Below are 7,704 nucleotides of genomic sequence, written 5' to 3' on the forward strand. Positions count from 1 at the left end.
TCAGCGATCTGGCGGACGAGGGTGTGGCCTTCAAGTTCGGCGAGCCGGTCCGCGGGCAGGGCGCCCTCGCCGAGCATGGTGCCGACGATGTTCCCGCAGATCGCGCCGGTGGAGTCGCTGTCCCCGGAGTGGTTCACCGCGGCGAGCAGCGCCGTCCACGGATCCGCCGGCGCCGCCACGGCGCAGTGGACGGCGATGGCCAGCGCCTCCTCGGCCACCCAGCCGGCGCCGAGGGACTCCACCCGCTCCGGGGTAGTCGGTGTGCCGTCGGCTGCCGCCGTCAGCGCGGCGCGCAGGGCGGCGGCAACCTTCTCGCCGTTCCGTTCGGAGGCGAGCCGGCCGAGGGCCGACTCCACCGCCTCGACAAGGGTCTGACCGTCGGCCACCACATTGATGATCCAGGCGAACGCCGCCGCCGCAAGGTAACCAGCAGGATGACCGTGGGTGAGCACAGCGCATTCGGCGGCGAGTTCCCACGCGGCTTCCGGCCCGGTCGGCAGCAGCCCGAACGGCGCCGAACGCATGACCGCGCCGCATCCCTTGCTGTTCGGGTTCGCGGGATGCGCGGGCGTTCCCATCCGTGGCATTCGCAGCCCGGACAGGCATGCGTTGCCGGGGGCGCGCCGCGCGTACAGCAGCGGCTGGCTAGTCAGCCAGCCGTCACTTTCCGTATCGGCTGGCGGCCCGGGGTGCTCCTGGGTGGCCAGCCAGCGCTGGTATGCCCGCCACACCACCGTCGGGTAATGGCAGATCCCCTTGGAGCGGCCGCGGACCGACGCTCGGATGAGCCCTTCGGCGGTGAACAGCGTCATCTGCGTGTCGTCGGTGATCGGCGCGTGTACGCCGTAGGCCGCCGTCAGGCCGCGCACCCCGGCCGGCCCGTGGACGCGCCGGATCTCGTCCAACGACAGGAACTCGATGCCGGCCCCGAGGGCGTCCCCCAGTGCTCCACCGAGCAGGCAGCCACGTACTCGGTCCCGACAGGAAATCCCGGAATTCTGCCCCGGGGCCACTGTGCGCTCCTTCGCTCGGTCGCTCATTTTTGACATGCTCCTCGTATTCGTCGACATGGTTTTTCTGTAATAGTTGTCCGTAACGCATAAATCACCACGGGTGGCCGGCTGCCAGACGGCTGGCAGACGGCTGGCAGACGGCGGTAGAGTACTGACGTGCGGCGACCCGTGAACGGTGGAAGCCGGTGAACGGCGGCGGTCGGTGAACCGGGCGGTCGAGGAGAACAACCGTCGGCTGCTGCGGGCCCGGGACGCCATGGACCGCGACTACGCGAAACCGCTCGACATCCCCACCCTGGCGGGGATCGCGTTCGTCTCGCCGGCGCATTTCATCCGGGCTTTCCGCGGCGCCTTCGGCGAGACGCCACACCGCTACCTGCAGCGACGCCGGGTCGAGCGGGCGATGGCGCTGCTGCGGGAGACCGACCGCAGCGTGACCGACATCTGCTTCGACGTCGGCTTCACCAGCCTCGGCACCTTCAGTCGGACGTTCCACGCCGTCGTCGGCGAGTCACCGTCCTCGTACCGGCGGCGGACGAGGGCGGCGCCGGCCCCGCCACCAGTACCGACCTGTTTCGGAATGGCGTGGCTGCGACCGAGCAGCCTCGGAGAACGACCGAGCAGTTTCGGAGAAGCGGACCGGGGCGGACCTCCGTAGCGTTGCCGGCATGTTCAACGCCATCACACACTCGTCCGTCTACGTTCTCGACCAGGACCAGGCGGTGGACTTCTACGTCGGCAAGCTCGGCCTGGAGATCACCTCCGATGTGGATCTCGGTTTCATGCGCTGGCTGACGGTCAGCGTCCCCGGCCACCCCGAGCGTGAGATCCTGCTGGAGAAGCCCGGCCCGCCGGCCATGAGCGAGCAGACCGCCGCCCAGGTCCGCGAGCTGGTGACCAAGGGCGCGATGGGCCTCGGTTTCATCCTGCGCACCGACGACTGTCGCAGGACCTACGAGGAGCTCAGGGCCCGCGGCGTCGAGTTCACCCAGGAGCCGACCGAGCAGCCCTACGGCATCGACTGCGGGCTGCGCGACCCCTTCGGCAACCATCTCCGCATCGGGCAGCCGGCCGCCCAGCCCGCTGAGATCACCGACGAGGTGCGCAAGCGCTGGCAGGCAGAGGCGCCGGCAAACCGCTGACACCGGATGTGACACCGGTCTTGTCGCGGCTGCGCGGCCCGTGGGAGAGCAGGGTCACCGGGGCGCCGAGTGCCTCCCCCACCAGCCCGGGCCAGGCGGCGGCGTCCGGGACGGGCTCGAGGACGGGCCGCGCCCGTGCCAGCCGGCTGGTCAGCCTCGCCTGGCCCACCAGGTCGCCGGGCGGCCGCGGCGTCAGCCGGCTGACGGGCACACCGTCGATCTCGTAGGCGCGGCAGATGGCGAGACGCCGCCGGGCGGCCACGTCGAGGCGTGCGGCCACGTCAAGGTGGGTCAGCGCGACCGCGTCCACCCCGCCGGCGACGTCGACGGCGTACCGGTGCGCCACCGCGTCGAAGTGGCCCACCCGGAAGGCGCCCTGCCAGGGGCCGGTGCCGTTGTGGACGTCGGGCAGCGCGGCGGCCAGCTCCGCGTCCTCGGTGACCAGGGGGCCGGCGCCGTGCCGGGTGGTGTAGGCGCGCACCACCCCCAGCCGCAGCGCCTCCCCCGCCATCCCCGCGTCCGCGAGCAGCTTGTCCGCGTTCGCGGGGGTGGTCGTCGACCAGGTGGTGTAGGGATGAAAACCGTGCCACTCGTCGAGGAGCACACCCTGTGCTCCCTCGAACACCACCGGCCCGGCGCGCAGCAGCCTGCCGACGTACCCGTCGTCCACGAGCTCGACGGCGTCGGCGAAGGTGTGGAAGGCCGCCACGCAGTCGTCGACCGCGGGCGCGGCCACGGCCGGCGGGCCCAGCTCGTCGGCCAGCCGGTCACGCAACGTTGTCAGGATGCGGCGTAGCCGGGCGGGGGCGAGGCAGTCCCCGGCCCGGGGGCTGTCCTCGGGATGGGTCAGGGCGTAGGCGGCGGTCTCGCCGATGCCCATGCCGCACGAGCCGTGCCGGGCCGGCACCCGCGCCCGCTCGCGGGCCCGGTTCGCCGCCACGTGGTAAGGGGTGGTGAGCAGGGCGTCCCGGTGGACGGTCAGCCGGGTGAGCGGGCCGGGCACCCCGACCGCCTCGAGATGATCGGCCTCGGCGGCCAGCGCGAGCGGGTCGACGAGCATGTGGCGGGAGAGATGGGTGGCGGTACCCGCGGTGAACGCCCCCGAGCCGATCTGCGCGAAGGTGTGGTGCCGGCCGTCGTCGGTGACCACGTTGTGGGCGGCCTGGGCACCGCCGTTGAAACGGATCACCGCGTGTACCGGCCGGCCCCGCGCGGCCGCCCGCGCGCACAGATGGTCGACGACCGTTCCCTTGCCGGCGTCACCGAACCCGAGGTCGACGACGATGACATGGCGGTGTGGGACGTGGCGGTGTGGGACGTGGCGGTGCGGCACGGCGACGTTCCTCCCTCCATCTCGCGGTGGGCGCCCTACAGCCGGGTGATCCCCTTCGGGTCGTCGTCGAGGCCCGGCAGGCCGTCGGAGACGACCACCGTCCCGCGGTCCCGCGCGTATGCGGTGAGCGCCTTGCCGACGGCGTCGACAGGTGCGTCGCCGCCGGTCTCGCGCAGGTGTCCCAGGCCCTCGTCCAGGTCGATGGCGTCCTCGGCCAGGCCGATGGTGAGCGCGATCGTCTCGCACACGGCGTCGAGGTCGTCCAGTTCGATGACGTTCTGTCCCAGCAGGGCGCGCCAGGCGGCGAGCACCTCGGTGTCCCCGGCGTGCGAGGCTCCCTGCGGGAGGATGTAGTACACCTCGTAGCTGCGCTGCGCCTCGGCGACGATGTGCTCGACCGGAATGTCCTCGGACAGCTCGTCGCCGATGACCGCGGCGACCTCCCGGCGCTTGACCCGCCGGTAGGGCATCTCGTCACCGATGAGGAAAAGATAGCCGCGCTTGCCACGCCTGTCGTAGCAGTCGATCGAGGTGTGGCGGGCCATGAAGTACAGGGCCAGTTCGTAGGATTCGGTTTTCTGCCCGCCGCCACCGCTTTCGATGAAGATGTTGCCGAGATGGTCGTCCATCCGGTTGTCGGACTCGAACTGGCCGATCTGCAGGGGCACCCGGTCGCAGGTGGCGGCGCCGACCGCGCCGAAGAGAATCTGCGGGTCGTCGACGTATCCCTTGCGGATGAGCAGGCCGAGCAGGTCGGGCAGCTTGCTCTGCAGGGTGCGCGGCACCCTCCCCATCGAGCCGGTCACGTCGAACAGGACGCCGATGGCCAGCGAGGTCGGGTGCTCGTCGCTGTCGCGGCTCTCGCGCGTCCCGACGCCGTGCGGGTCGAGGCCGGGGTGGGCTTTCCAGCTGTCGCGTGAGCTGCTGTGACGGACGCTGTCGCTGTAGTGGAACGCGCTGCGGCCACTATGCTTCCGGTAGCTCGCGGCCGCGGCGTAGACGTCGGTGGACCAGGCTCCACTGCCCATGGGATTCCTCCGGTTCGTGTTCGAGTGCGGATTCGAGACTGTTGCTGGGCCTGTGACCGGCGATTTCAGGGAGGCCCGTCGGTGTCGTGGGGTGCGGCCGGGACATGCAGCGGCCGGAAGCGGCGCGGGCCGTAGAGCCGTTCCAGCAGTTCGTCGAACTCGCCGAGCAGACGCCAGGCGTCGCGCGGCCGACGGGACATGGCGGGCAGGGTGCACCCGCGGGCGAACCGCAGGATCGGGCGGGGGACGTCGTCACGCAGCAGGTACGTCATGCATTTCGTCGCCAGGTGGATGTCGGTGGCCGCGCTCGGTGGCTGCCGGGCCGCGACCTCCGGCGGGTACATGTCGGCGAAGCGGTCCACCATCGCCGGCACATGCCCAGCCGGGCCACTGGCACCACCCGGGCCGTCCAGGGCGGTGATGACCGAGTAGCACCAGTCGACGAGTACCAGGCCGTGGTCGTCCGGGTGGACGAGCACATGGTCGGGCACGACGGCGCCGTGCACGACCCCGGCCTGGTGGGCGTACCCGAGGGCGACGAGCAGCCGCCGCCACATCCACGCGACGTCGCGGGCGTCGAGCCCGTCCGGGCACACGGCACGCAGTTCGGCCAGCGAGCGGAAGCCGTGGGCGCGCTCGATGACGTTCACCCGGCGTAACTCGCCGCCGACGCTGTCGCGGTGCCGGAAGGTCTCGACGAGACGGGGGACGTAGGCGGCGAACCGTTTCTCCCCCCTGCCGGCCAGCTGTCGCAGCGCCGCGGCCTCGCGTTCCATCAGGTCGTTGTCGGTGGCCGACCGCGGGATCTTCAACAGCGCGCCGGCCACCGCGCCATCGCCGCCGCCGGTACCGCCAGCACCGCCAGCCGTGTACGTGACCTCACTCAGGGTGGCGATATCACCGCGGGTATACACCCCACCGACCGTGTAGACATGATTGCCAGTGGTGACGACAGCCCGGCCGCTCGCCGCCCCACCGGCGATCTCCTGCTGGTACCGCTCCCACAGGCGGCCCAGCCGGGTGAAGGCGGCCTGGGCGTCCAGCCGCCGGTCGGCCGGGACCGCGTCGGGATGGACCATGCGGGCCAGCCGCCGGTAGGCGCGGCGGGCGGCGCGTAAGTCCGTCCCCGAGGCCTCCCCGCCCCGCCCGAACAGCGCTGACGGGCCGCTGGCACGCAGGATGAGCCGCACGGCTTCGTCGATCGTGGTCGGGATGGGCGGCGGCAGCGAGCCTGGCGCGCCCGACGGCCGGACCGAGCCCGTGAAGTCCGCTGTCATGCGTCCCGCTCCCGGGTGGGGCGCAGCAGCGCGGGGTGCAGCAGGCCGGCGGTACCGGCACGGTAGAGCCGAGCGCGACGTCCACCCCGGGCACCGCCGTGGGCGGTGGTGGCGCCGGTGTCCTCGACGAAACCGGGCACGGACAGCACCTTCCGGTGGAAGTTCCCGGGATGCAGGGGCCGCCCCCACACGGCCTCGTAGACCTCTCGCAGTTCGGTGATGGTGAACCGCTCACCGGCGAACGCGGTCGCCAACGGCGTGTACTCGAGTTTGGCGCGGGCTCGCTCAAGGCCGTCGGCGAGGATGCGGGTGTGGTCGAACGCCAGTTCGGGCGGGTCGATCACGGCGGCCGCGTCGACCGGGACCCAGGCGGCCGCGCGGGCGTCCCCACCCGCGGTGGGATCGGGCAGGTCCGGCGCGAAGGCCAGGTAGGCGACGGAGACGACGCGCATACGCGGGTCACGCCCGGGCGTGCCGTAGGTGCCGAGCTGCTCGAGGTGAACCCGTCCCAGGTCGTGCGGGACGGTGGCGGTGGCGGTGGCATCCGACGCGGCGAGCCCGGTCTCCTCCGCCAGTTCGCGGACGGCGGCCTGCGGCAGGTCCTCCTCGTGCCGGGTGCCGTCCGCGGCGGTGTGGGCACGGACGAAACCGCCGGGCAGGGACCAACGGCCCGCGTACGGCATCTCCCCGCGACGCACCAGCAGGACGTGCAGAGCGTGCCGGCCCAGCGGACCATCGGCCCCCAGGGCACCCGACCTGTCACGAATCGTAAAAGCGACCACGTCGACGGTGACCGCGATCGGGTCGTAGGCCCGCGGATCGTACGAGGCAAGCTGGCTCCGCTCCGCCGCTGGGACCTCCCGCTCCGCCCGCACCGACGGGCCCCTGGACTCCACCACCCCCATCGACCGCTCCTCTCCGGACGCCCGGCATCCCACACAGGTTTTTCTCATCTAGAGAATTTCTCGATTCGAGAAGAACGTACTGGACGCCGGCACGGGGCGCAAGAGGGCAAACCAGGGAAGAGTGAGCATCCGGGACGCGGGCCGGCGATCATCCGCGGACGAGCGGTACCGGCGAGCAGGCCGGAGATGAGCGGCCAGTCGTCCGCGGGCGGGTACCTGCCGGGCCGGGGAGGCCGGGCGGGCCGGGCGGCAGCGTCCCGGGCCAGGCCACGGCGTCGGCTCTGATCCGCGGCATCCCCATCAGGGCCGGCGAGAACCGGGAAAGCCAGACCGGAGGCAGCGCGAGAAATTACTGCCGCGCTGCCTCCGGCCGACCGGCGAAGCTGTTCTGTGCGGAAACGGTGTTAACGATGTCCCGTTTGGGGATCAGGTGGCGGAAGCGAGCTGGAAACGGACTCCGGTGAGTTCTTCGGAGAGACTCCAGAGGCGTTCCGCGGTGGCACTGTCCAGGGCGCCTTTGACAGGCTGGACGACCGTGGGAGAGCCCTTGGCCGCGCCACGTACCACGGGGCCGATGAACCGACCGCTTTTGGCGTCCGGATGGGTGGCCGCGTACAACTGGTTCAACGCTCCGGTCTCGGCGTCCGTGGCGAGGAATCTGTTGGTGAGTTTCAGTGTCCGATTGAGCAGACCGGTCGGCCCGGTGGACTGCAGGTTCGTGGCCGCATAACCCGGATGGGACAGGAGGCTTCGTACCGACGCCCTGCCCACCCGCAGCCGGCGGTCCAGTTCCAGGCCGAAGAGAATGTTGGCGAATTTCGACTGGGCATAGAACGTGAACGGCAGGTACCGGCGTCCGCCGTCGAGGTTGTCCCAGTGGATGGAGCCGTATCGGTGCAGGGCGGGTAACTGGTCAGGTCTGGTAGATCGTTTGTTGTTGGTTTCCCGGCTGGCTGGGACTCCTCGATGGCCTGAAGGCCCGGGTCGTTGGTGCTGTGTGGTTGAT

7 protein-coding genes and 1 pseudogene are annotated in these 7,704 nt (G+C 71.2%); 2 read left to right on the forward strand and 6 right to left on the reverse strand.

The annotated features are described in order from the left end of the window. Nucleotides 1-1,040, reverse strand: a 1,040-nt coding sequence (locus CM1CMNOD_RS16335) for an ADP-ribosylglycohydrolase family protein (protein WP_131774069.1), incomplete at its 3' end; no start/stop codon positions are given. A gap of 175 nt (nucleotides 1,041-1,215) precedes the next feature. On the opposite strand from CM1CMNOD_RS16335, the gene CM1CMNOD_RS16340 reads away from it, so the two are divergent. Both CM1CMNOD_RS16340 and CM1CMNOD_RS16345 read left to right on the forward strand, forming a co-directional pair. Then, entirely contained in the window at nucleotides 1,216-1,671 is a 456-nt protein-coding gene (locus CM1CMNOD_RS16340; protein ID WP_013874694.1) for a helix-turn-helix domain-containing protein, read from the forward strand. Between the two features lie 10 nt (nucleotides 1,672-1,681). Then, nucleotides 1,682-2,155 (forward strand): VOC family protein, encoded by a 474-nt coding sequence (locus CM1CMNOD_RS16345; RefSeq protein ID WP_013874695.1) that lies wholly within the window; start codon nucleotides 1,682-1,684, stop codon nucleotides 2,153-2,155. Here CM1CMNOD_RS16345 and CM1CMNOD_RS16350 read toward each other — a convergent pair. The 5 genes and pseudogenes from CM1CMNOD_RS16350 to CM1CMNOD_RS21920 form a co-directional block, all read right to left on the reverse strand. Beyond that, nucleotides 2,103-3,488 carry an adenylosuccinate synthetase gene (locus tag CM1CMNOD_RS16350; protein WP_013874696.1) on the reverse strand — a complete coding sequence of 462 codons (1,386 nt, stop codon included), beginning with the start codon at nucleotides 3,486-3,488 and terminating at the stop codon, nucleotides 2,103-2,105. The two genes, CM1CMNOD_RS16345 and CM1CMNOD_RS16350, sit on opposite strands and share 53 nt — an antisense overlap. Nucleotides 3,489-3,523: 35 nt before the next feature. After that, nucleotides 3,524-4,516 (reverse strand): hypothetical protein, encoded by a 993-nt coding sequence (locus CM1CMNOD_RS16355; RefSeq protein WP_013874697.1) that lies wholly within the window; start codon nucleotides 4,514-4,516, stop codon nucleotides 3,524-3,526. Nucleotides 4,517-4,581: 65 nt separating this feature from the next. Next, the gene (locus CM1CMNOD_RS16360) at nucleotides 4,582-5,793 is read right to left on the reverse strand and encodes a molecular chaperone DnaJ (protein WP_013874698.1); all 1,212 of its coding nucleotides are present in this window, start codon (nucleotides 5,791-5,793) and stop codon (nucleotides 4,582-4,584) included. After that, nucleotides 5,790-6,698 (reverse strand): NUDIX hydrolase, encoded by a 909-nt coding sequence (locus tag CM1CMNOD_RS16365; protein ID WP_013874699.1) that lies wholly within the window; start codon nucleotides 6,696-6,698, stop codon nucleotides 5,790-5,792. The genes CM1CMNOD_RS16360 and CM1CMNOD_RS16365 overlap by 4 nt, the downstream gene beginning before the upstream one ends. A gap of 426 nt (nucleotides 6,699-7,124) precedes the next feature. After that, nucleotides 7,125-7,704 (reverse strand): annotated as a pseudogene (locus tag CM1CMNOD_RS21920) (hypothetical protein); the annotation flags it as partial.

It is taken from the genome of Protofrankia symbiont of Coriaria myrtifolia (assembly GCF_900634755.1).
GTDB classification, from domain to species: Bacteria; Actinomycetota; Actinomycetes; order Frankiales; family Frankiaceae; genus Protofrankia; species Protofrankia coriariae.